15 protein-coding genes are annotated in these 21,283 nt (G+C 65.4%); 6 read left to right on the top strand and 9 right to left on the bottom strand.

What is annotated here, in order from left to right; all coding sequences use genetic code 11:
• Positions 1 to 4 precede the first annotated feature (4 nt).
• From ftsA to lpxC, 3 genes are all read left to right on the top strand, one after another.
• Positions 5 to 1,315, top strand: coding sequence for a cell division protein FtsA (gene ftsA / locus VNC39_RS15875; RefSeq protein ID WP_325400627.1), 1,311 nt, complete (start codon positions 5 to 7; stop codon positions 1,313 to 1,315).
• Positions 1,316 to 1,363: 48 nt separating this feature from the next.
• Positions 1,364 to 2,875, top strand: a complete 1,512-nt coding sequence (gene ftsZ / locus VNC39_RS15870) for a cell division protein FtsZ (protein WP_325400626.1) — start codon at positions 1,364 to 1,366, stop codon at positions 2,873 to 2,875.
• Positions 2,876 to 3,113: 238 nt separating this feature from the next.
• A complete protein-coding gene (lpxC, locus tag VNC39_RS15865; RefSeq protein ID WP_325400625.1) occupies positions 3,114 to 4,049 on the top strand; it encodes a UDP-3-O-acyl-N-acetylglucosamine deacetylase in 936 nt (311 codons plus the stop codon).
• A 140-nt stretch (positions 4,050 to 4,189) separates the two neighbouring features.
• On the opposite strand, the gene VNC39_RS15860 is transcribed toward lpxC, so the two are convergent.
• The 6 genes from VNC39_RS15860 to VNC39_RS15835 all read right to left on the bottom strand — a co-directional run bounded on the left by VNC39_RS15860 (position 4,190) and on the right by VNC39_RS15835 (position 15,423).
• A complete protein-coding gene (locus VNC39_RS15860; protein WP_325400624.1) occupies positions 4,190 to 5,011 on the bottom strand; it encodes a sulfotransferase domain-containing protein in 822 nt (273 codons plus the stop codon).
• Positions 5,012 to 5,217: 206 nt separating this feature from the next.
• Positions 5,218 to 7,929, bottom strand: a complete 2,712-nt coding sequence (locus tag VNC39_RS15855) for a DEAD/DEAH box helicase (RefSeq protein ID WP_325400623.1) — start codon at positions 7,927 to 7,929, stop codon at positions 5,218 to 5,220.
• A 297-nt stretch (positions 7,930 to 8,226) separates the two neighbouring features.
• Positions 8,227 to 9,369 carry a nicotinate phosphoribosyltransferase gene (locus VNC39_RS15850; RefSeq protein ID WP_325400622.1) on the bottom strand — a complete coding sequence of 381 codons (1,143 nt, stop codon included), beginning with the start codon at positions 9,367 to 9,369 and terminating at the stop codon, positions 8,227 to 8,229.
• Positions 9,366 to 10,760 carry a class II 3-deoxy-7-phosphoheptulonate synthase gene (locus tag VNC39_RS15845; protein WP_325400621.1) on the bottom strand — a complete coding sequence of 465 codons (1,395 nt, stop codon included), beginning with the start codon at positions 10,758 to 10,760 and terminating at the stop codon, positions 9,366 to 9,368. Before VNC39_RS15845 ends, VNC39_RS15850 begins: the two co-directional genes overlap by 4 nt.
• Positions 10,761 to 10,814: 54 nt before the next feature.
• Positions 10,815 to 12,182, bottom strand: a complete 1,368-nt coding sequence (gene gorA, locus VNC39_RS15840) for a glutathione-disulfide reductase (RefSeq protein ID WP_325400620.1) — start codon at positions 12,180 to 12,182, stop codon at positions 10,815 to 10,817.
• 229 nt (positions 12,183 to 12,411) lie between these two features.
• A complete protein-coding gene (locus VNC39_RS15835; RefSeq protein WP_325400619.1) occupies positions 12,412 to 15,423 on the bottom strand; it encodes a glycosyltransferase in 3,012 nt (1,003 codons plus the stop codon).
• Positions 15,424 to 15,590: 167 nt separating this feature from the next.
• Between VNC39_RS15835 and VNC39_RS15830 the strand changes: the two genes are divergently transcribed.
• Positions 15,591 to 15,995, top strand: coding sequence for a hypothetical protein (locus VNC39_RS15830; protein ID WP_325400618.1), 405 nt, complete (start codon positions 15,591 to 15,593; stop codon positions 15,993 to 15,995).
• A 150-nt stretch (positions 15,996 to 16,145) separates the two neighbouring features.
• On the opposite strand, the gene VNC39_RS15825 is transcribed toward VNC39_RS15830, so the two are convergent.
• A complete protein-coding gene (locus VNC39_RS15825) occupies positions 16,146 to 16,952 on the bottom strand; it encodes a YgfZ/GcvT domain-containing protein (protein WP_325400617.1) in 807 nt (268 codons plus the stop codon).
• Positions 16,953 to 17,010: 58 nt separating this feature from the next.
• Between VNC39_RS15825 and VNC39_RS15820 the strand changes: the two genes are divergently transcribed.
• Positions 17,011 to 17,958: a glycosyltransferase family 9 protein gene (locus tag VNC39_RS15820; RefSeq protein ID WP_325400616.1), complete on the top strand. Its 948-nt coding sequence runs from the start codon at positions 17,011 to 17,013 to the stop codon at positions 17,956 to 17,958.
• Entirely contained in the window at positions 17,948 to 19,270 is a 1,323-nt protein-coding gene (locus tag VNC39_RS15815) for a dihydroorotase (RefSeq protein ID WP_325400615.1), read from the top strand. Before VNC39_RS15820 ends, VNC39_RS15815 begins: the two co-directional genes overlap by 11 nt.
• A 54-nt stretch (positions 19,271 to 19,324) precedes the next feature.
• Here VNC39_RS15815 and VNC39_RS15810 read toward each other — a convergent pair whose 3' ends face one another.
• Together VNC39_RS15810 and VNC39_RS15805 are read right to left on the bottom strand one after the other, a co-directional pair.
• Positions 19,325 to 20,536 carry an MFS transporter gene (locus VNC39_RS15810; protein WP_325400614.1) on the bottom strand — a complete coding sequence of 404 codons (1,212 nt, stop codon included), beginning with the start codon at positions 20,534 to 20,536 and terminating at the stop codon, positions 19,325 to 19,327.
• Entirely contained in the window at positions 20,520 to 21,101 is a 582-nt protein-coding gene (locus VNC39_RS15805; protein ID WP_325400613.1) for a polysaccharide biosynthesis/export family protein, read from the bottom strand. Before VNC39_RS15805 ends, VNC39_RS15810 begins: the two co-directional genes overlap by 17 nt.
• Between the last annotated feature and the right edge of the window lie 182 nt (positions 21,102 to 21,283).

Below are 21,283 nucleotides of genomic sequence, written 5' to 3'. Positions count from 1 at the left end.
GGCCATGAATGACATGTCGCGCCGCACGCAAGCATCCGACCGTGTGGTCAGGCCGCTGCCGGATGAGACGTTGCGGGTCCGCGGCGTGCGCTCGGGGCCGTTTGGCGTGCTCGATATCGGGTCGACCAAGATTGCCTGCCTGATCGGCCGCGCGGAGTCGGATGGAAGGCTGCGGGCGCTGGGGTTCGGCTGGCAGAAGAGCCGCGGCATCAAGTCCGGCGGCATCGTCGATCTCGACGAGGCCGAGAAGGCGATCCGCGCGGCGGTGGGCACCGCCGAGGAACAGGCCGACATCCGGTTGAAATCGGTCTATGTCAATCTGTCCTGCGGCCAGCCGGAGAGCCGCCTGTTCAACGTGCAATGGCCGGTGGACGGGCGCGCGGTGACGGCGGATGACATCAAGCGCGTGGTGCGCGAGGCGCGGTTGCGCGCGATGTCCGAGGGGCGCGCCACGATCCATGTGCTGCCGCTGAATTTTTCCACGGACGAGACGGTCGGCGTCAGCGATCCGCGCGGCCTGTTCTGCGACACGCTGACCGCGCAATTGCACGTGGTCGATGCCGGCAACACCGCGTTGCGCACGCTGTCAGCCTGTCTGTCGCGCTGCGAGCTGGACATCGCGGCTTTGGTTTCCGCGCCGATGGCGGCGGGGCTGGCCTCGCTGGTTGATGACGAGCGCGAACTCGGCGCCACGGTAGTGGACATGGGCGGCGGCACGACGAGTTTGGCGGTGTTCGGCGAAGGGCAGTTGCTGCACACCGCGCATGTGCCGATCGGCGGCATTCATGTGACCAACGACATTGCGCGCGGATTTTCCACCTCGGTCGCACACGCCGAACGGTTGAAGGCGCTGTACGGCAATTGCCAGGGCAGCCCGGATGACGAGCGCGAATTACTGCCGGTGCCGCAAGTGGGCGAGGCGGAGCACCAGATCGCGAAAATTCCCCGTTCCATGCTGATCAGCATCATCCGGCCGCGGCTCGAGGAGATTTTCGAGATGGTGAAGGACCGCATGGATACCGCCGGCCTGGGCAGCGCCGCCGGCAGCCGCGTGGTGCTCACCGGCGGGGCGTCGCAGCTGGGCGGTGTGCGTGAGCTGGCAGCGCAGATTCTCGAACGGAATGTCAGGCTGGGGCGGCCCGGCGGCCTGATCGGCCTGCCCGACTCGGCGACCTCGGCGAACTTCGCCACGCTGGTCGGCCTGCTGGCCTTTGCCTCGGGCGATGGTCAAACCATGCAGGATATTAATTTCGAAACTGAACGAAACGGCGGTTGGCTCCGCGGTGTCGTGGACTTTCTGAAAAATCGCGTTTGACATGAAAACGGCGCGTTCTTTACCGATACGTTCTGAGGAGATTCTGTCATGACCCTGAACCTGACGATCCAGAAGACGTCGCACATCGACTTCACGCCGCGCATTACGGTCTTCGGCGTGGGGGGCGGTGGTTGCAACGCCATTAACAACATGATCTCTCTGAATCTGCCGGGCGTGGATTTCGTCGCGGCCAACACCGACGCGCAGCAGCTGCAGCGCTCGCTGGCGGAACGGCGCATTCAGCTCGGGCCTCACCTCACGCAAGGCAATGGCGCCGGCGGCCGTCCTGAAGTCGGCCGCGCTTCCGCCGACGAAGCTGCCGACGAAGTGGCGCGGCATCTCGAGAATGCGCACATGGTGTTCATCACCGCCGGCATGGGCGGCGGCACCGGCACCGGCGCGGCGCCGGTCGTCGCCCGCATGGCGCGCGAGCGCAACATCCTGACCGTCGGCGTCGTCACCAAGCCGTTTGCCTTCGAGGGCAAGCGCCGCATGCGCTCCGCCGAGGAAGGCATCAACGAGCTGCAGAACTACGTCGACACGCTGATCGTGATTCCCAACCAGAATCTCTTCAAGGTCGCGAACGAGCGGACCGGCTGGAAAGAAGCCTTCGAGATGGCCGACAACGTCCTGTATATGGGCGTGCGCGGCGTCACTGACCTGATGGTCATGCCCGGCATCGTGAACCTGGACTATGCCGATATCCGCTCGGTGATGTCGGAAATGGGCAAGGCGATGATGGGCACGGGCGAGGCCGAGGGCGAAGACCGCGCGATCCGCGCCGCGGAAGCCGCGATCAGCAACCCGCTGCTCGAGGACACCAACATGAAGGGCGCGCGCGGCCTGCTGATCAACATCACCGGCGGTTCCGACGTGACGTTGTTCGAGGTGGACCAGGCGGCGCACCGGATCGGTGAGGAAGTCGACAAGGACGCGAACATCATGTTCGGCATGTCGCTCGATGAGACCCTGGCGGGGCGTATCCGCGTCTCCGTGGTGGCCACCGGCATCGACAGCAGCATGGCGCAAATGGGCCAGATGCCGAAGCTGCAGGTCGTCAATGGCGGGCCGGCCGAGCCGGTGGCGATGCCGCCTCAGGCTCAGCAGCCGCAGGTGGGAGCGCCCACGCTGCCGGTGCAGCCGCTGCAGGCGCCGGCCGCGCGGGGTTCAGGCTATGTGCCGGAACCGCCGGCAGCTCCGCTGCTGTCCCGCGCCTATGCGCTGCGCAACGCTGAGGAGCCCGCTTCCGGCGAGGCGGCTGCTCCCGCGATGCCGCCGCGCATGGCGCCGGCGGCGCGCGCCGCGGCACCTGTTCCCGAGGCGCCGCGCAGCCCGGAACCGAGCCGCGCGACCAGCATTTTCAAATCGGTGTTCGGGTTTGGCAGCGCCGCCAAGCCGGCACAGCCGCAGCCGATGCGCCACGAGCCGGCGATGCATGCCGATCAGCCCGAGGCGCCGGTGGATCAATATCGCGAACCGGTGCGCGCCGCCGTGCGGCCGGCCCAGATCGATGAAATCGGCCTGGAAATCCCGGCCTTTTTGCGCCGGAACAATTCCTGAAGCCTGTGCGATGATGCCGGCGCGGCGGAGACACCGCGCCGGCGCATGAAATCGAGCAAAATGCCCGCCCTCATTATGGCGGGCATTTTGATTCTATCGCCGGTTAAGAAAGCCTGATACAATGTTATCGTAAAAGCTGCATATTCAGACGCTTGCGGCGACATAATCAGAAATAATGATTGACTGGCCTGCGGCGCAGCACGCCGCTAGATTGCCCCCCGTTACTAACGATGGAACCATGATGTCGTCTTTGCGTGACCGCTACAGCCACTCCGATCGCGCGAGCCAACGGCGGACGTTGAAGAGCGCGATCTCCTGCGTGGGGCAGGGCTTGCATAGCGGCCAGGATGTGGCGCTGAAACTTCTGCCCGCACCTTGTGGCAGCGGCATCGTGTTCCGCCGCACCGATCTCGGTGTCTCGATTCCGGCCCTGTTCGACCGCGTGAATGACACGCGGCTCTGCACGGTGATCGGCGCGGGTGCGGCGCGGGTCGGCACCATCGAGCATCTGATGGCCGCAGTCGCGGCCTGCGGGATCGACGATCTGCTGGTCGAGGTGAATGCCGCGGAATTGCCGATCCTCGACGGTTCCGCATCGCCGTTCCTGTTTCTGCTCGAGAGCGCCGGCACCGTCGAGCAGGTGGGCGACCGCGTGACGCTGGAAGTGCTGCGCACGGTGCGCACCGAGCATAACGGCGCGTTTGCGGAACTGCGCCCCCATAATCCGGGCGGCAGCGGCTTCGAGTTGTCGCTCGCGATCGAATTTTCCGCCACCGCGATCGGTGCCCAGGCTTACAGCCTGCACCTCACGGCCGAAAGCTTCGCGCAGGAAATCGCCGCGGCCCGTACCTTCACGCTGGCCGGCGAGATCGAGGCATTGCGCAAGGCCGGCCTCGCCAAGGGCGGCAGCCTCGCCAATGCCGTCGTTGTCGATGGCGACAAGGTGCTTAACCCCGAAGGGCTGCGCTGGGCGGACGAATTCGTGCGGCACAAACTGCTGGACGTGGTGGGCGATCTGGCGCTCGCCGGCGCGCCGATCTCCGGCCGCTTCGTCGGCAGCCGCACCGGCCACGCGCTCAACAACCAGCTGCTGCGCGCGCTGTTCGCCGATGCGGAGAATTACCGCTTCGTGGCAACCGGGCTGGCCGGGGTGTTGCAGCTCTCCGCGGCTTAGGAAGTAAGAAAGTAGCCGCTTTTTGAAAAAAGCGGCGCAAAAACTTTTGTTTATGCTGGGCCTGAGGCGTTGGGCTGGCACGGGCCCAAATTAGCAAAGTTTTTTTGCTACTTTTTGTTCACAAAAAGTAGCGCTTCCCTTTACTTTTCTTTGCCCAGATACCCGAAATTCCGCATCACATCGCCATGCGCCGCGGTGATTTTCTGTGCCTGGGCGCTGGTAAGCACATTCCGCCATTGCCCGCTGGTTCCGGCGCGGAAAAACGCGGTCTGCGCCGCCTCGCTGCGCGCGCGATATCCGGTTTCCCGCTCCTGCCCGGCGAGGACTGAAAAATCGCTGAAGGCGACGGCGCGTTGCAGCCGCTCCGGAGTCGAACCATTGCCGAGAAAGCGCGCGACGCGACCGAAAGATGCCTCGGGATTTGCCAGCATGTCTTCATAGCGGAGCAACAAACGGTTTTTCGCGCCGACCCAGGAGAGAGCATGCGCCGACCATGAGCTGAGAAGTTCGAACACCTGCCTGTCGGTGGCGCGAATGGCGGCACGCGGATCGGCCATGAAGTCGATCATCTCGTCGATGCTCAGGCCGGTATAGGCGCTGTACGACACCGCCACGTCGCGTGGGTCGCGCACCACATAAATCGCCCCCGCCGTCGCCGCCGGCGTGCACAGCGGTACGTCATGCGAGTTAAGATTGGCGTTATGTGTCTTAACGAACACCGGCCCGGGATGCAGTTCCGTCAGCTTTTGATGCACGACGGGCCGTGACTTTTGTATATCCTGCGGGGTGAACGCGGTGCCCGGCCCGCCGAAAAACACGGCGGCGCATTCCACGGCGGAGATGTCCGTCAGCGCATTGATGCTATGCGGTGTTTCCGGCTGGAGCAGGAAATTATGCAGGAACACCCGCAGCCAGGTGTTGCCGGATTTCGGGTAAGAGGCGAGCCAGACGAGTTTTCCCATGCGGAAGTAAGTAGCCGCTTTTTGAAAAAAGCGGCGCAAAAACTTTTGTTTACGCTGGGCGGAGGGGCTGAAGGTTCCGGCGGTGCGTAGCACCGTTGGAATAGCCCCGGAGGGCATGGGCTTTGTCGGGGACAACGCCCATGGCCCAGCATAACAAAGTTTTTTTGCTACTTTTTGTTCACAAAAAGTAGCCTTCCTTTCTTACTTCATGCCGCTTCGCGTTCCGCGTCCGGCGCGCCGAACAGGAAGCTGATGTCGTCGGCGCTGAGGGCGAGGCTGCCGGCATCGGCGAAGGCGATGCTCGCGAGTTCCGCCTTGCGCTGTTGAAGTTCGAGGATGCGTTCTTCGACCGTGTCCACCGCGATCATCTTGTACACGAACACCGAGCGCTTCTGGCCGATGCGGTGCGCGCGGTCGGAGGCCTGCGCTTCCACGGCCGGGTTCCACCACGGATCGTAATGGATCACGGTGTCGGCCGAGGTGAGGTTGAGGCCGCGCCCGCCCGCTTTCAGCGAGATCAGGAACAGCGGCACTTCGCCGGCCTCGAAAGCGCGCACGGGCTCGGCGCGGTCGCGCGTGTCGCCGCGCAGCTCGACGAAGGGAATGCCCGCTTCCCTCAGGCGCGGTTTCATCAGGTCGAGCATCGAGGTGAATTGCGAGAAGACCAGGATGCGTCGCCCCTCGGGGATCAACTCGGACACCATGTCCATCAGATCGTCGAGCTTGGCCGAGGATTCGGTGGCGTGGGTCTGGCCCACTTTCACCAGGCGCGGGTCGCAGCAGGCCTGGCGCAATTTCAGCAGCGCGTCGAGCACGATCACGCGGCTCTGCGCCAGCGTGCGCTCGGCCATCTGCTCGCGCACGGTTTCGTACAACGTGCCGCGGATCGTCTCGTAGAGCTCGCGCTGGTCCGGGGCGAGGGTGATGCGGCGCAGGATGGTGTGTTTGGGCGGCAGCTCGGTCGCGACCTCAGCCTTGGTGCGGCGCAGAATGAAGGGGGAAATGCGCTGCACCAGCTGCATCCGGCACACCGGATCGCCGTTCTTTTCGATCGGCGTACGGAAACGTTTGGCGAAGCCGCGCCGGTCGCCCAGCAGGCCCGGCATCAGGAAGGCGAATTGCGACCATAATTCGTCGAGATTGTTCTCGATCGGCGTGCCGGAGAGGCAGAGCTTGTGCGTGGTGTGCAACTGGCACACCGCGCGCGTGGCGCGCGCCTCGGGGCTCTTGATCGCCTGCGCCTCATCGAGCGCCACGATATGCCAGGAAATGCGCTTCATCTCCTCGATGTCGCGTGTCAGCACGGTATAGGTGGTGACCACCACATGCACATCGTCCAGCTTTTCGCGGCGCTCATGGCGGTCCATGCCGTGCAGCACCACGATCTTCAGGTGCGGCGCGAATTTCATCAGCTCCGCCGACCAGTTGGCGACCAGGCTGGTCGGCACCACGATCAGCGCCGGCGCGGTCAGCCTGCCTTCGGCATGTTCCACGCAGATATGCGCGATGGTTTGCGCGGTCTTGCCCAGGCCCATATCGTCGGCAAGGAAGCCGCCCAGCCCGTGGCTGGCCAGATGCTGCAGCCAGTCCACGCCATATTGCTGATAGGCGCGCAGCTCGGCCTTGAATTCGGGCGGCACCAGCACCGGGATGATTTCCGGCTCGCCGCGGAATTTCTCGACATAGGCCTCGATGGTGGCGGCGTTCTGCCAGGAGGTGGTGAGCACATCCTCCAGCTCCAGCACCGTGGCGGCGGCGCCGACCGGCAGCACCAGCGCCTTCTCGGCGGTGCGGCCGGCGGATTCGATCAGGTCCCCCATCACCGCGAGCAGGCGCTTGATGCGCTCGGCGGGCAGCTTGATCACCCGCCCGTCATCCATGCTGGTGATGATCTCGCCTTCGACGATCTGCGCCGCGTCGATGCCGCCGCGCGCCAGCAGATGTTCGAGGATCGGCAGCAGCGGCAGGCGCTCGCCGTCGACCTCGATGCCGAACTCGAGGCTGAAGCTGCCAGTGTCGGCATCCTCCACCCGCACGTCGATATTGCCGATATTGTCGGCGAGTTGCGGGCCGAAATTGGCGTCGATGCTGCTCTGCCAGCCCAGCGCCGTCAGCTCGGGCACGCGCACGGCGACGAAATGGTGCCATTTGGCGGCAGCTTCCTGGCCGCGGAACACCATTACGCGCTGGCCGCGGGCGGATTTGCCGTCGGCCACGCGCATCTGCACGAAGCCGTCCGGGCGCAGCGCGTCGAGCGCCGCCGTCTCGGCGGCCACGTCACGGCGGATGAAGGCGATCTGCCCGGCGGATTTGACGCGGATGAATTGCGCTTCGTCGGCGCCGTCGACACGCACGCCGCCATAGTCGAAATCCAGCGTCAGCACGTCGATCATGCGCTGCCGGCCGAACTCGTCGGGCGCGTGCAGGCGGCGCAGGCGCAGCACCGGGGTGGCGGGACGGTCCAGCACCGTGGTGTTGGGGTCGGGCGATTCGGGCATGATCGGCGCAATCACCGCCGCGCGCGGGCGCCGTCCGGTGGGGCGCATCCGCGGCGCCGGCGGCGGCGCCGCGGTGCGGTCCCGCGCCGGGATGATGGTGTCGATCAGCGATTTCGGCTCGGCCTTGCGCAGGCTGGGGAATTTCGCCAGCGCCGCCAGCGCCGTGGCGGCCAGATGCCGGCAGCCGCGCTCGCCGCAACTGCATTCGCGTTCCGCGAAGGAAATGCGGCTGCCTTTTTTCTCCGGGGTGATGCTGGTGGCGTGTCTGGTGCCATCCATGTCCTCGACCGCGCCGGTGATGGTGTCGCCATCCAGCTCGACATCTTTGACGAAGCCGAGCGCGATCACGCTCTGGGCACGGCGTAAGATAGTCGCGTCGAATATCCGGTCAAAATCTTCAGCAGAATACGGCACCGGCATCGGCTAACCCCTCACTCAAATTGCAACTCGGGTTCGGCCCGACCCTTCGGCCCGGCAAGACGCGGGCCAAAGGGTCTAATAGCTTATTCTGCGGAAAAGGGCAGGGGGGAAGACACGAATTCTGCCGCCCTGTGGCAAAGCTGCCCTGCGCCCTGTAGGAAGCAGCCGCTTTTTGAAAAAAGCGGCGCAAAAACCTTTTGTGACTCTGGGTCTGAGGCGCCGAAACGGCACGGGCCCAAAGTTAACAAAGTTTTTTTGCTACTTTTTGTTCACAAAAAGTAGCGCTTGCTCCCTTTCTCAGGACCTGTCCCGCTGCGCGGTGCGCAGCAGGAACTCGCGTCCGACTTTCACCATCGGCTTGTCGTCGTAAGCGACGATGTCGGCGGTGGCGAAGGTTTCGCTCCAGCGTTCGGGGATGAAGCTGCCGGTGCCGACAATGTCGATCGGCGCGTGGGAATCCGCCATCACGCTGCATTTCTCCACGCCGAAGCCGGAGGAAACGATGAGGCGCACGCGCTCGAACCCTTCCTGGTCGAGCGCCTCGCGCATGCGCCAGATGGCGGCGGAGGAAACGCCGGTGCCGATCAGATAGTTCAGCTCGACCTGGCTGCGGTAGCGGCGCAGCGCGCCGGGGGCGTGGCGCTCCAGCACCGCATAGCTCTGTTGCGGGTCCAATCCTTCGAGGAAGCGGCCGCCATGCGTGTCCAGCCGCACCGCGACCCGCCCTTCCCGGGCCATGCCGGCGAAACGCCGGCAGACGGCCAAGGCGTCGGTGACCTCGCGGCCGAAATAATCGACCAGCACGGTGAGGTTCTCACCGGGGAAGGTGTCGACGAACATTTCCGCCGCGCGCAGCGTGGAGCCGGCATAGCCGATCAGCGCGTGCGGCATGGTGCCATAGCCGTGGGTGGCGCCGAAATAATGCGCCGTCCAGTCATTGGCGTTGCCGACGAAGCCTTTGGCGCCCTCGGCCTGGGCCGCGCGCGAGCCGACCGCGGCGGCATAGGCCATGATCTCCTGCATTTCCGCGCCGGCGCAGTGCCGCGCCTCCATGGCCAGAAAGGCGGCTTTCGGCAGCGCCATGCACATCTGGAAGGCGTTATGCGCGGCCACACAGGCGGCGCCGATCTTTTGCAGGATGATCGTCTCGAGATTCGCCAGGGCCGCGAAGCTGCCCGTGATATAGACCAGCGGCTCGCCGGCGCCGACCCAGCTGCCTTCGGCATGCACGAGATCGATGTCGAACGTCTCGCCGCGTTCCTTGGCGACCGCCTCCAGCCAGTCCACCATCAGCGCCGGCGCGCACACCACGGGGCGGCGCAGAAACACCGCATAGGTGACGCGGCAATCGCCGAAGCGGGTCACGATCGCGCGGGTGCGGTTGAAATAGGCGTCCGCGTGCGCCGCGATATCCGTGTCGTGCAGCGGCGCCGGGGTCATGCCGTACGCCGCTGCGCCCGCCGCGCCTTCAGTTGCTCGGCCAGCAAGAAGGCGAGTTCCAGCGATTGCTCGGCATTCAGCCGCGGGTCGCAGAAGGTCTCGTAGCGGCTGCCGAGATCGGTCTCGGAGAGGCCGCGCGCGCCGCCGACGCATTCGGTCACGTCCTGCCCGGTCATTTCCACATGCGCGCCGCCGGCGATCGTGCCTTCGGCGTCATGGATGGCGAAGAAGTCGCGCAGCTCGGAGACGATGGAGTCGAAACGCCGCGTCTTGAGCTTCTGCGCGGTGCTGACCGTGTTGCCGTGCATCGGGTCGCACAGCCAGACCGGGCTACGCCCGGCCTGCTTCACGGCGCGCAGCAGCGAGGGCAGCTTGTCACCCACCTTGTCCGCGCCCATGCGGGTGATCAGCGTCAGCCGGCCCGGCTCGTTGTGCGGGTCCAGCCGGTCCATCAGCCGCAGCAGATCGTCCTTCTCCATGCTGGGGCCGACCTTCATGCCGATCGGGTTCTTGATCCCGCGCATGAATTCCACGTGGGCGCCTTCCAGCTGCCGCGTGCGGTCGCCGATCCAGAGGAAATGCGCCGAACAGGCATAGTGATCGCCGGTCGTCGAATCGATGCGGGTGAGCGCCTGCTCGTAAGGCAGCAGCAGGGATTCATGGGACGTGTAGAAATCCGTCTCGCGGATCTGCGGCGCGGAAATGCTCGTGAGACCACAAGCACCCATAAAGCTGAGCGTTTCATCGATGCGCCCGGCAAGGTCGCGGTAACGGTCCACGAGCGGCGAGCGCTGGACGAATTCGAGGTTCCAGCGATGCACCTCATGCAGGTCCGCATAGCCGCCTGACGCAAAGGCGCGCAGCAGGTTGAGCGTGCCGGCGGACTGGAAATAGCCGAACTCCATGCGCTTGGGGTCCGGCAGCCGCGCCGCGGCCGAGAATTCCGGCCCGTTGACGATGTCGCCGCGATAAGAGGGCAGAGAGACGCCGTCGACCGTCTCGGTGTCGGAGGAGCGGGGCTTGGCGAATTGCCCGGCCATGCGGCCGAGCTTCACCACCGGCACCGCGCCGCCGAAGGTGAGCACGACGGCCATTTGCAGCAGCACGCGGAACGTGTCGCGGATGACGTTGGCGGTGAAGTCACCGAAGCTTTCCGCGCAGTCGCCGCCTTGCAGCACGAACGCCTGGCCGGAGGCGGCCAGGCCGAGCTGCGTCTTCAGGCGCCGCGCCTCACCGGCAAACACCAGCGGCGGGAAGCGCGTCAGCCGTGCCTCCATCGCCGCCAGCGCGGCTTCGTCAGGATAGCTCGGCACCTGCCGGATCGGGCAGTTGCGCCAGCTGTCTGGGGTCCAGTCTTCGTTCCCTGTCCGGACCGGGGTCGTGCTATCCATCGTGTCTCCAGAACCTCAAGTTTCGTGCTTTATCGCGCGAAACGGCGCGGAAGGCTACTCGGGCGCGGATTCTTCGCCGACAACCCTGGTCTGAGTGCGCAACGTAACGAACTCCTCGGCGGCGGTCGGGTGGATACCGATGGTGCGGTCGAAATCCGCCTTGGTCGCGCCCGCGGTGATCGCCACCGCCAGGCCCTGCAGGATTTCCGGCGCGTCCTCGCCCAGCATATGGGCGCCGAGGATTTTGTCGGTGGCCTGGTCGACGATCAGCTTCATCATCGTCTTGCGCGCGCGGCCGGAAATATTGTGGCGCATCGGCGTGAAGCGGGTGAGGAAAATCTTCGCCGGCCCCTGTTTCGCCGCCTCGGCCTCGGTCATGCCCACGGTGCCGATCGGGGGGATCGAGAACACCGCGGTCGCCACATTGTCCAGGCTCACCGTGCGGGGCTTGTTGCCGAACAGGGAGTCGGCGACGGCATGGCCCTCGGCGGTGGCGACGGGGGTGAGGTTCAGCCGGTCGGTGACATCGCCGATGGCATAGATATGCGGCACCGAGGTGGCGAGGGTTTTGTCCACCAGGATTTCCCCCAGCCGGCCGGTTTCCACGCCGATCTTCTCCAGCCCCAGCCCTTTGACATTGGGCGCGCGGCCGGTGGCGAAGAACACCAGGTCGACGTCGAGCGTGGTGAGGTCGGAAAGGGCGAGCCTGTAGGCGCCGTTCTCCCGCACCACGCTGGTCGGCACCGTATCCGGATGGAGCAAAACCCCGTTCGCGGCCATGGCCTCGGCGAGACCGACGCGCAGATCCTCGTCAAAGCCGCGCAAGGGCAGCGGCTGGCGGTAGATGAGATGCGTCTCGGCGCCCAGCCCGGCGAAAATGCCGGCGAATTCCACGCCGATATAGCCGCTGCCGATGATGGCGATGCGCTTGGGCATCTCTTTCAGGTAAAACGCGTCATCGGAGACGATGCCGAGTTCCGCGCCGGGAATGTCCAGCCGGGTGGGATGGCCGCCGGTGGCGATGACGATGCGTTCGGCAGTGACGCGCTGGCCGCCGACATCGAGCGTGTGGGCGTCGATGAACGTCGCCCGCGCGTTGAAAATCTGCGCGCCGGCCTGGTCGAGCAGGCGCAGATAGATCGCGTTGAGGCGGGCGATCTCTTTGTCCTTGGCGGCGATCAAAGTGGCCCAGTCATGGCCGTCCTTCGCGAGGTCCCAGCCGAAGCCGCGCGCATCGTCGGCGCTGGCGCCGTATTCGGCGGCCATGACCATGAATTTCTTCGGCACGCAGCCGATATTCACGCAGGTTCCGCCCCAGAAACGCTCTTCCGCCACGCCGACACGGGCGCCGTAACCGGCGGCGATCCGGGCGCAACGCACGCCGGCCGAGCCGCCGCCAATCACAAACAGGTCAAAATCCACGAGATACCTCAAACAGCAATGAACGTCCGGCAGATGATGGCGGGGGCGATCCGGGCGTCAAGGGCGCGTAGGGAGAAAGCAAAAAGGAAGGCTACTTTTTGTGAACAAAAAGTAGCAAAAAAACTTTATTTACTCCGGGTCATGGGCTGCGTCGGCGACAATGCCCATGGCCCAGCATAACAAAAGTTTTTTGCGCCGCTTTTTTTCAAAAAAGCGGCTCCTTCCTTGCTTATTCAGCCACAGCCAGCGCCGGCTTATCCAGCGCCAGGATCGCCGCGCCCCGCCGCACGGAAGTGGCCGGGAAGAAGCTCGCGGGCGTCGCATTTTTGCCGACCGTGGGGAGCCGCCCGGCGATGATGCCGTCGATCATCTCCAGCACTGCGGCGGGCGGGCTGGGGAAAGGGAACACCGCGCCGTAGCGCGCCGCGCGCACCCGCTCGGCCGGCGCGCCGATATCGGGCACCAGCGGCACGAAGCCGGCACGCACGGCCTCGGAGAGGGTGTAGGAATAGGTTTCCGGCCAAGTCGAGAGAAACAGAGCGAGCCAGCCTTGCGTTTCCGCGAGCAAGGCACCGAGATCTTCCGGTTTGTAGCGGCCGGTGATGGTGACGTTGCCGATCGCGGTCAGCGCCGCGTCGATATTGGTATGGCCGATCACGCGGAACCGCAGCTTGGGGTGCGTGAGCCGCGCGAACTGGGCGATCTCCTTCAATTGCTGCGAGCCTTTATGCGGGCCGATGGCGCCGAGCAGGACGATTTCCGACCCGTCGCCGGAGCGCGGCCGCTGGCTGAGGCGCTGGCGGCTTTCGGGGTGGGGCACGATTTCGATTTGCTGCGCCGGAAAAGCACGGGCGAGATGCCGTTTTGCGTCCTCCGAGGGTGCAACGACGTGGCGGAACGAGGCGAACAGCGTGCCGAACAGCGCTCGGTGTTCGGCCGGGGTGAGGGCGTCGAGCACGGATGTCTCATGTGCGCCGTCCATGGCCACGCAGCGCGCGCAGGTGGCGCTGTCCGCCAGGTCGCAAAAGCGCCCGACCGCGTCGATCATCGTCACGCGCGGGCAGGCGGCGTAGAAATCATGGGCGTAGAACACGCCATGAAGCGGCCGCGTCCAGGCGCCGAGGCGGGCGATGAAAGCGGCGTCGAAACCCAGCAGCTGGTGCACCAGCACGTGGCTGGGCGCGGCGGCCTCGAGCAGCTGGAACAGCGGCGCGATCTCGTCCGGCATGAAGCGCGCGCGCAGCAATGGCGCGTCGCAGGACAGTTCCATCATACCGGCGCCGATCCCGCGCAGATGCAGCTGGACCGCGTCGCCATACCCGATCCGCTGCTCGATATCGTCCATCGCCTTGGCCGTGCCGCCTTCGAGATGGTTGCCGACGAGCAGAATGAAGCGCTGCTGCCGGGCGGCGCGTTCCAGGCGTAGCCGGTCCAGCCCCCAGCGCAAACCGCGCAGCCCGTCCTGCTGTTCGAATGCCATGACGACCGGGGTGTATTCCGGATAGGCTGCATTGAGGCGGGGCAGGTTCTGCGCGATCAGGGAGGATTTCTCGCCGGCGAAGGAGATGCTTTCCTTGTGTTCCACCAGCACGCCGCCGGCAGCGACGTTGCGGTAGCCGAGCCCGGCGGCGCGCAGGCAGAAATCGTTTTCCTCGCCATAGCCGCGGCCGAACGCTTCGTCGAACAGCCCGACGCGCGCCAGCACTTCGGCTTTGATGAACAGGCAGAAGCCATGGCCGGTCGGCGCGTCGGCGTAGGTGCCGGCGCCGATCTGAAGCGCTGCCCGCGCCAGCTCGTCCCAGCCGATATCGGGCAGCTCGGCGCGGCGCAATTGCGCATGCGGATAGGAAAAGACGGTGGCGTTGTTCGACAGCGCCGTGACCGTGCCGATTTGCGCGCCGGCCGAGGCGATGCGGCGCAGCTCCCGCAGCGCGCCGGGATAGAGGATTGTGTCGGCATTCAGGAGCAGAATATCGGCGCCGGCGGCGAAGCCGAAGCCGCGATTCACGGTGCGCACGAAGCCGAGATTCTCCGCGTTGGTGAGCACAATGATGTCGGGCCGAGGGGCGTAGCCGGCCAGCATTTCCGCCATGCCGGGCTCGGGCGAGGAATCGTTGATCAGCAGCAGGGTGGCGTCCTCGCCTTGCGCCAAAACCGACTCGATGCAGCCGCGCGTGATCTCGACGCCGCGATAAACCGGAATGAGCACCACCAGGCGCGGCGGCGGCGTCTCAAGAGCGATCCGGGGCACGGTCAGCCGTTCCTGTTGCCGGGCCTTGAGCAGAAAATCCTGCAGCGCCTGTTGCAGTATTGCGCGCTCGGCATCCGGCAGGGAGGCGGTCTCCTCACGGAAGGCGAGGCGATGCGCGGCGGAGACGGCGGCGGCGCGGCTGGCGATGAGATACGGCCCATCGAACAACTCCACATCGCTTTGGCCCAGGCGCAGGCTGATCGTGCAGCTTTCCCGCGCCGCCGGCAGCGTCTTCAGAGACGCGGAGAAGCCGGGGGTGGTGCAGTCGGGAAAGTGCGCGCGGACATCCTCGCGCGCATGCTCGCAGCGCGCCGGCGCCAGCGTCTGGCCGTCGCGCCGGATCTCGATGGTAAAGCGACGGCCGGGAACCTCGGGAGAGATCAGCCAGCCGGAGACGGTTTCGGTAGTGACCGTTTCCAGATGGCCGGTAAGCGTGAGGCGGCAGGGCAGGGTGGCGAGCGTGCGGCCGGCAATCTGCACATGCAGCAGCCGCTCGGTCCCGAAAGCGCCATCCTCCAGCTCAATTGCGAAGCGCGCGGGGGCGAACAGCGGGTCGGCCGGCGCCGCTTCGGCACGCGCGACGCCATGGCCGAGCTCGTTGCCGTGCTGGTCGATGATTGCGATGGCAGGCGGCGTGAATTCGGGCACGCGCTCGGTGACCCAGCCGTTGACCGTCGCCGCCTCGAGGCTGCAATGCAGGTCGAACTGGCCGGCGCCGGTCATGAGGGGCGAGCCCGGCAATTCCTCGCCGTCGGCGTGCACATGCAGGCGTTGCGGCGCGATACCGAGCGCCACGGCAAGACGGAATGCGAAACTGGTGCGGCCGAGGCCGAGGCTGGCGAGATCCGGCCGGTGCCGGGAGGCGCGCCCCTTCGCCAGAAGCGCGCCATCTTCGTCGGTAATGGTGATCATGGCGTTGCCTTGCGCGCCCACGGCCCAGCCGACGACGTAGCCGCCCTCCATGCCGTCGACATTTCCGCGCAGGCTCATGTGACGCGCTCCGCCCATTCCGATCGGGAAGCAGAAAAACCACGTTGCCAGACTAAACGGCTGCCTTTGCGGCACTTTCACCGTTGTCTCGGTCAGCCATCCTTGTTATGGGCATCATACATAGTAACGATATCAAAACAATATGTTGTTTTCGATGTGGAGGTTGCATGTGGCCATACAGCTATCTGATGAGCGGAAGCGGCACGGGCGGGCATTATGTTGAATTGCTGGAGACCAAGCTGCTCGGTCTGCTGCAACGGATGCTGTCGTTCGTCGAGATTGACGAGGCCGGGTATCGCACCACCTATCGCGACGTGGACGAGGCGATCCGTGCCGGGCATCTGGCCTCCGCACGTGAGCATTACGTCACGTCGGGTTATTTCGAAAATCGCTTTCCGTATGCGATCGATGTGAATGAAGCCTGGTATCTCGCGGAATATCCCGACGTCGCCGAGGCGATCCGCACGGGCGCGGTAAGCTCCGCGGCACAGCATTTCGAAAGCAACGGCTTCAAGGAAGGCAGGTTGCCACGGCCGGGCTGGTCGCTGCTGAAAGCCGACAACATCGCGTGAGGCCTTAAGCAAGGAAGGCTACTTTTTGTGAACAAAAAGTAGCAAAAAAACTTTATTAAACTGGGCCCGTGCGGTTTCAACGCCTCAGGCCCAGCGTCGATAAAAGTTTTTTGCGCCGCTTTTTTTCAAAAAAGCGGCTACTTTCTTCTCTTATTCCGGCAAGCGCATCCAGGCCGGAATTTGCGGCTGCACCTGGGCGCCGCCGGCGTGCAGGGGCTTACCCAGGGCGTCCAGCCGCAGGGTCGCCAGCGCCAGGCCACCGGCGCTCGAGCGCAACGTGCCGACCTCGATGTCGCTGCTCATCACCGGCGTGCCGGCCGGCGCGGGGGCGCTCAGGCTCACCGGCACCAGGCGGCGCTTGATCAGGCCGCGATATTTGGTTCGCGCCGTCAGCTCCTGGCCCATATAGCAGCCTTTGTCCCAGGAGACGCCGCTGAGCTCGTCGAACCCGGCTTCCAATAGCAGGGTCTTGTCCGCTTCGAGGTCCGGTGGGCCGTTCGGCAGGCCGAGCGCCAAGCGGTGTGCGTCATAATCGGCGGCGGTGGTGTTGGTGGGCAGTTCGTCGGTGGTCAGGCAGCGGTACCCGGCTTCCGGCAGGCGCGGGTCCGGCGCGGTCACCGGGACCGGCGGGGGCATACCGTTCCAGGCGGCGTAGACCCGGAACGAGCTGGAGAGGTCGGCCAGTTCGACATTGGCGCGGAGCTTGTAGCGCTTCAGCCGGGTCAGAACCGTTTCCAGCGTTTCGCGCGGCAGGTCGAGGAACAGGCGGTTCTCCTCGGCGAGGATGAAGAAATCACTGAGATAGCGGCCTTGTGGCGTGAGCAGCGCCGCCCACACGGCGTTGCCCGGCGCGGCGCGCTTGGCGTCGTTGGATATCAGCCCGTTGAGGAAGGCCACACGGTCAGGCCCGGTAACGGAAATCACGCCCCGGTCAGGGAGATATGCAAAATCAGCCATGCCGACGGACATGGGTGCTTGGCGTGGCGCCTGCAACCCGTGCTAGACCGCCGGGCAAATGAGAATCCTGTTCATAACATCATCGCGCATCGGCGATGCGGTGATTTCCTGCGGCATCCTGGAACAATTGCGGCGGAACAACCCCCAGGCGCGGATTACCGTGGCATGCGGCGTGGTGGCGGCCGGCGTGTTCGAGCGCCTGCCGGGGCTGGAACGGCTGATCGTGTTCGACAAGGAACGCTACGATCTGCACTGGTTGCGGCTTTGGACCAAGCTGGTCGGCCATGTGTGGGACATCGCGGTGGATGTGCGCGGGTCGGGCGTGCTGCTGTTCGTGGCGGCCAAGCGGCGCTGGATGCTGCGCGGCGGCCGGCGGCCGGGGCGGCGTTTCGAGCAGCTCGGCGCGGGCCTGGGCTTTTCGCCGCCGCCGCTGCCGGTGGCCTGGACGGCGCCGGAGGATGACGCCAGGGCGGCAGCGTTGCTGGGCGACGGGCCGGTGATCGGCCTGGGGCCGACCGCGAACTGGGAGGGAAAAATCTGGCCGCCGGAACGGTTCGCGGCACTTTTCCGGGCTTTGGCAGAGCAGATCCCCGGGGCGCGGGCGGCGGTGTTCGCCGGGCCGGGCGAGGCGGAGCGGGCGCGGGCGGCGCCGGTGCTGGCCGCACTCCCCGGCGCGATCGATCTGGTCGGCTCGCTGAGCCTGGCGCAAGTGGCCGCCTGCTTGCGGCGGTGCCAAATTTTCATCGGCAACGATTCCGGGCTGATGCATATTGCCGCCGCGGCCGGCACGCCGACGCTGGGCCTGTTCGGCCGGTCCCGGGCCGATGAATATGCCCCGGCGGGGCTGCGCACCGCCATCGCCGTCGCGCCCGGCCCGGCCGGGGACGCGCCGATGGAGGGGTTGGCGCTGGAAACCGTTCTGGCGGCGGCGCGGAACCTGCTCGATGCCGCGCCGCTCAGGACGGCCGATATCGTTTCAAACCTTGGGGGTTCATATGAGTTTTGATCTGTTGCTGCGGAACGGCACCGTGGTTCTCCCCTGGGGAGAGGTGCGGGCGGATATCGGCGTGACCGGCGGGCGCATCGCCGCGATCGGCACCGGGCTCGGCCCCGCGGCGGAAATCTTCGACGCTGCCAACCTGCATGTGCTGCCGGGGATCATCGACCCGCATGTGCATTTCCGCGATGGCGGGCAGGGCGGTGTGGCCGGCGTCGAGGATATGCGCTCGGGCACGCGCGGCGCGGTGCTGGGCGGAGTGACCGCCGTGTTCGATATGCCCAACACCAACCCGGCCGCGACCGATGCCGCCACACTCACCGCCAAGCATGATTACATCCCTGGTCACGCTTTCTGCGATGTCGGCATTTATGTTGGCGCGACCAAGGAGAATGCCGACGAGCTCGGCACGCTGGAGACGCTGCCGGGCGTCTGCGCGGTGAAAGTCTTCGCGGGCTCCTCGACGGGCAATCTGCTGGTCGAGGACGATGCCAGCATCGAGCGCGTGATGCGCAGCGGGCGGCGGCGCATCGCCTTCCATTCCGAGGACGAGTTCCGCCTGCAGGAACGCAAGCCGCTGTTCAAATCGGGCGATCCCTACAGCAGCCACGCGGTCTGGCGCGACGTGGAATGCGCGTTCCTCGGCACGCGGCGGATCACCGCCCTGGCGCGCAAGACCGGGCGCAAAGGGCATATCCTGCATGTCTCGACCGCCGAGGAATTGGATTACCTGAAGGCGCACAAGGACCTCATGAGCGTCGAAGTGCTGCTGAACCATCTCGTACAATCCGCTCCGGACGTTTACGAGCGGCTCGGTGCCTATGGGGTGATGAACCCGCCGCTGCGCGATGAGCGGCATCTGCACGCCGCCTGGGCGGCGGTGGCCGACGGCACGGTGGACACGATCGGCTCGGATCACGCGCCGCACCCGCGCGCCGCCAAGGAGAAACCCTGGCCAGACTGCGCCGCCGGGCTGACCGGCGTCCAGACGTTGCTGCCGATGATGCTGACCCAGGTGGCCGCCGGCAAATTATCTCTGGCACGGATGGTGGACCTGATGGCGGCGGGACCGGCGCGGATCTATGGCGCGGTGGCCAAGGGGCGGATTTCCACCGGCTACGACGCCGATTTCTCGATCGTCGATTTGCAGGCGACAAAGCGGATCGAAAATGCCTGGATCGCCAGCCAATGCGGCTGGACACCGTTCGACGGGGTGACATGCACCGGCTGGCCGGTGGCAACCATCGTGCGTGGCAAGGTCGTGATGCGCGACGGTGCCGTGGCGGGCGCGCCGGCGGGGCAGGCGGTGACGTTTCGTTAGAAGCAGCAAAAAGAAAGCAGGCGCTTTTTGAAAAAAGCGCCGCAAAAACTTTTTTTATGCTGGGTCATGGGCTGTGTCGCGGACAAAGCCCGGCGGCCGCCAGAACCGCAGCATCACCGCCAGCATCACGATCTGCATGGCGATGACGATGGCGACGCAGCCCGGCCAGCCATAGTCGCGCCAGAGGCCGGCGGGCACGAAGCCGCCGAAGCTGCCGCCGACATAATAGAACGTCACATACAGCCCGACCGCGGTGGATTTTGCCGTCTGCGCCACCGTGCTGACAAAGGCGGTGGCGAGGGTCTGCTGCATGAAGATCGCGGAACAAACCAGCAGCAGCCCCAGCACGATGAGCGGCAGCGGCCGCGCCAAAGTGAGCGCCAATCCGGCCAGGATCAGCGGCACGGCGCTGGCCATCACCACCCGGCGGCCGAAACGGTTGCTCAGGCGCGCGGCGATCGGGCTGATCACCACGCCGCCGAGATAGACGATGAAAATCCCGCTCAGCGCCGCCGGCCCCAGGGCATAAGGGGCGGCGGCAAGGCGGAAATTGATGTAGGTGAACACCGCGACCAGGCTGAACAGAACGCCGAAGCCGACGGTGAAGGTGGCGAGCAAACGCGGGTTGGACAAATGCAGCGGGAAGGAGGCCATCGCCCGGCCGATGCCGAAGAGCGGCCGGAATTTCTGTTCCCGGGGCAGGAGCGCGGCAACGGCCAGGCTGATCAGCAAAGTGAGGATGGCGATGACGACGAGGGCCGTCCGCCAGCCATATTCGGAGGTCACGAAACCGGTGATCAACCGGCCGGAGAAGCCGCCGAAAATCGTCCCCGACATATAGGTGCCGGCGAGCCGCGCCGTCGCCGGGCCGGAGGTTTCCTCGCCGATATAAGCGACGGTGATGGCGAAAATGAATGGCAGGGTCAGGCCCTGGAGAAAGCGGCACAGCACGAACAGGTCGAAACTTTGCGCGGTGGCGGCCAGCAGGGTGGGCAGCACCAGCACCAGCCCGGCGCCGTAGATGAATTTTTTTCGGCCGAATCGGTCGGAAATCGCGCCGATGAGCGGCGCCATCATGGCCGTGGCGACCAGAGGCGCGGTGACGGTGAGGCTGGTGCGGGCCTCGGGGATGTGGAAAGTGGCGGCCAGCACCGGCAGGATGGACTGGGTGCACCACATGTTCAGAAAGGTGACGAAACCCGCGCTGAGAATTGCGAGGTTGAAAAGGACGACCCGGACGGGCCCGGTTTTAGAACCTACGCTCAAAGACGGTAATGACATCGCCGGGTTGCGCCAGTGCAAAAAGAGGAGCGCGATACTCGGCAGGGGTGCTGCCATTATCGCGCGTGACCCCTACATAGCTTTCCACCGCCCGGTCCGTGAAGCCGCCGGCGATGGAAACTGCGGTCAGGACGGTCATGTCCGGACGGAATGAGTACTGGCCGGGCCGGCTGACCTCGCCCAGAATGTAAAAGGGCCGGTAGCTGACGACCTCCACGGCGACGCTCGGGTGAAGGATCAGATGGCTGTCTTGCAGCGACCGGGCGACGGCGGAAGCGAGCTGGCCGGTGCCGAGGCCGGCGGCCGGAATCGAGCCGAGCAGCGGCAGATCGACATTGCCGCTGTCATTGACGGAAAACGGGCCCGAGAGCTGGGGCTGGTCATAGACGCGAATGAGCAGCGTATCTCCCGCGCCGAGCCGATAGGGGCCGCTGGCCTCGCGCGGCAGGCTGGGCAGATGCGTGCCCGGCGGCGCCAGCACCGCACAGCCGCCGAGCCCGAGCAGGCCGAAAATGACCCCGCGCCGGTGTATTTTTGCCTCCCTTGTCATTGCGGCGAAGGATATTGCGCAATCGAGTCAAAAGGAAACCCCTGACTGAGCAAAAATCCAAGAAAGCAAGCGCTACTTTTTGTGAACAAAAAGTAGCAAAAAAACTTTATTATGCTGGGCCATGGGCGTTGTCGGAGACGCGGTCCCAGGCCCAGCATAACAAAAGTTTTTGGTGCCGCTTT

Source organism: Acidocella sp. (assembly GCF_035535915.1).
In the GTDB taxonomy this organism is placed as follows: Bacteria; Pseudomonadota; Alphaproteobacteria; order Acetobacterales; family Acetobacteraceae; genus Acidocella.
This window is presented reverse-complemented; position numbering and strand designations above follow the sequence as displayed.

What these genes read in the sequence shown, in the direction of transcription:
- ftsA (WP_325400627.1), top strand. Translation starts at nt 5, where the DNA reads ATGAATGACATGTCGCGCCGCACGCAAGCATCCGACCGTGTGGTCAGG.
- ftsZ (WP_325400626.1), top strand. Translation starts at nt 1,364, where the DNA reads ATGACCCTGAACCTGACGATCCAGAAGACGTCGCACATCGACTTCACG.
- lpxC (WP_325400625.1), top strand. Translation starts at nt 3,114, where the DNA reads ATGATGTCGTCTTTGCGTGACCGCTACAGCCACTCCGATCGCGCGAGC.
- VNC39_RS15860 (WP_325400624.1), bottom strand. Translation starts at nt 5,011, where the DNA reads ATGGGAAAACTCGTCTGGCTCGCCTCTTACCCGAAATCCGGCAACACC.
- VNC39_RS15855 (WP_325400623.1), bottom strand. Translation starts at nt 7,929, where the DNA reads ATGCCGGTGCCGTATTCTGCTGAAGATTTTGACCGGATATTCGACGCG.
- VNC39_RS15850 (WP_325400622.1), bottom strand. Translation starts at nt 9,369, where the DNA reads ATGACCCCGGCGCCGCTGCACGACACGGATATCGCGGCGCACGCGGAC.
- VNC39_RS15845 (WP_325400621.1), bottom strand. Translation starts at nt 10,760, where the DNA reads ATGGATAGCACGACCCCGGTCCGGACAGGGAACGAAGACTGGACCCCA.
- VNC39_RS15835 (WP_325400619.1), bottom strand. Translation starts at nt 15,423, where the DNA reads ATGAGCCTGCGCGGAAATGTCGACGGCATGGAGGGCGGCTACGTCGTC.
- VNC39_RS15830 (WP_325400618.1), top strand. Translation starts at nt 15,591, where the DNA reads ATGTGGCCATACAGCTATCTGATGAGCGGAAGCGGCACGGGCGGGCAT.
- VNC39_RS15825 (WP_325400617.1), bottom strand. Translation starts at nt 16,952, where the DNA reads ATGGCTGATTTTGCATATCTCCCTGACCGGGGCGTGATTTCCGTTACC.
- VNC39_RS15820 (WP_325400616.1), top strand. Translation starts at nt 17,011, where the DNA reads ATGAGAATCCTGTTCATAACATCATCGCGCATCGGCGATGCGGTGATT.
- VNC39_RS15815 (WP_325400615.1), top strand. Translation starts at nt 17,948, where the DNA reads ATGAGTTTTGATCTGTTGCTGCGGAACGGCACCGTGGTTCTCCCCTGG.
- VNC39_RS15805 (WP_325400613.1), bottom strand. Translation starts at nt 21,101, where the DNA reads ATGACAAGGGAGGCAAAAATACACCGGCGCGGGGTCATTTTCGGCCTG.